Origin of the sequence: Microcoleus sp., from assembly GCF_049646505.1 — a bacterium.
Taxonomy (GTDB): Bacteria; Cyanobacteriota; Cyanobacteriia; order Cyanobacteriales; family Microcoleaceae; genus Microcoleus.
On record NZ_JBARVX010000223.1, the window covers coordinates 1 to 2,006 of the forward strand.

General features: G+C 48.3%; 1 protein-coding gene. It reads left to right on the plus strand.

Annotation, left to right across the window (positions count from 1 at the left end):
- Window positions 1-1,604 (plus strand): DNA mismatch repair endonuclease MutL (gene mutL / locus WBA89_RS12135; RefSeq protein WP_424406672.1); only part of this gene is annotated, 1,604 nt, incomplete at its 5' end.
- Window positions 1,605-2,006: the final 402 nt, after the last annotated feature.

The following is a 2,006-nucleotide window of genomic DNA, read 5'->3' on the forward strand; positions in this document are numbered from 1 at the left end:
GTTTGGCTCAGTTGGGTTGTTTGGAGGTTTTGAGCCGATCGAACGATTTGGGATTGGGCGATTTTTGGGAAAATCGACAGTCTGCGGAAACCCCCCCCAGCCCCCCCTTGTTAAGGGAGGGAGTTGAGAATTCGTCGTTTAACGAGGGGAGAGGTGAAAATGCTCGATCGGGCTGGCGGGTGGTTTACAGCAGGACGGGCGCTGCTGTGGAGGTGGAAACAGCGGCGATCGCCCCTGGTACGGTAGTCACTGTGGCTGATTTGTTTGGCAATTGGCCTGTGCGCCGCACTTTTTTGACGGCGGCACAGCAAATGCGATCGGTTCAATCAATCATTCAGCAAATTGCTATTTGTCACCCGCACGTTAATTGGCAGTTGCGTCAAGGAAATACGCCTTGTTTGCACGTAACTCCCAGCAGTAGGGCGGAACAAATTTTACCTCAGTTTGTGCGCGGCGTGCGAGCAAGCGATTTGCAGTATTTAAAGTTAGATTTGCCTTCAGTTTCTGAAAAGAATAAATTGCCAGATAATTTCGCACAGGCGCAATTGTTTGTGTCAAAAACACGGGCGAGTTACCAATTCCCAATGCCCGATGCCCAATTCCCAATTCCCAATTCCCAATCTCTGGAATTAGTAATTGGTTTGCCCGATCGCTGTCACCGCAGGCGGCCGGATTGGGTGAAGGTGGCGGTGAACCGGCGGGTTGTGCGATCGCCCGAATTAGAGCAAACTATTCTCAGCGCCTTCGCCCGTACTTGTCCGCGCGATCGCTATCCCGTGTGTTTTGTTCACCTGCAAATCTCCCCCTCGCAAATCGACTGGAACCGCCACCCGGCTAAAGCGGAAATTTATCTTCACGATCCGAGTTTTTGGCAAGCACAAGTCAGCGCGGCAATCGATCGGGCTTTGCACTTGAATGATGAAGTTTTGCCAGCGCCACATATTCCCGATCGCGTGGGACAATTGCTGAAGGCATCGGAACAAAAAAGTTCTTACAGTGTCGGGGTTTTAACTCGACAGAACCAGGGCGGCGGCGAAGATGCAAAAGGCAATCAAATAAGTTTGATGGAACTCAGGGCGATCGCTCAAATTCACAATACTTACATTGTGGCTGAACATTCCAGCGGAATGTGGTTGATCGAACAGCACATCGCTCACGAGCGCGTTTTGTACGAACAATTGTGTGCGGCTTGGCAGCTAAAATATCTCGAAAAACCAGTGATTCTCAGTCAATTGTCGGCGCTGCAAATTGAGAATTTATCCCGCTTGGGTTTGGAAGTAGAAATCTTTGGCGAACAGCTATGGGCGGCGCGGGAAGTGCCTGAATTGTTAGCCGATCGAGATGACTGTGCTGCGGCGCTTTTTGAACTGAGTAAAGTCGCAGATTTGCAAGCTGCTCAAGTTGCTACTGCTTGTCGCAGCGCTATTCGCAACGGCACTTCTTTGAGTCTTTTGCAAATGCAGAATTTGTTGAATGAATGGCAGCAAACTCGCAATCCGCGCACTTGTCCTCACGGCCGGCCTATCTATTTTGCTTTGGAAGAATCGACTTTGGCTCGGATTTTTCGCCGCAGTTGGGTGATTGGTAAAAGTCACGGGATTTGAAGGTTAAAAGTTAAGCTGTAAGTAGGTCATTGGAAAAAAACAATAGTATCTGGTAGGGGCGGGTTTAGCTCAAAATCCATAATACAAGCCAGTTGATCGAGGCAAAACCCGCCCGACCCATCTAATGTTTATTTGTACCCACCTACTTAAGGTGCGCGTTACATACAAAACTGTTTTTTTTTACCGCAGAGGGCGCAGAGAACGCAGAGAGGAAGAGTAGAGTGATGTTTTTAATGTTTTTTTGGGCAACAGGATATTGGGATAAAATGTTAATTCAATACTTCGGACAGTTTTGGAACAGGGACGCTCCCCGATCAGAGCCAAAAAGTCCCTGGGATTTTAACCGAAAATCCAAAAAAAAGGCACTTTTTACGTTAAGCTCTAAAAACACACGAACTTAAA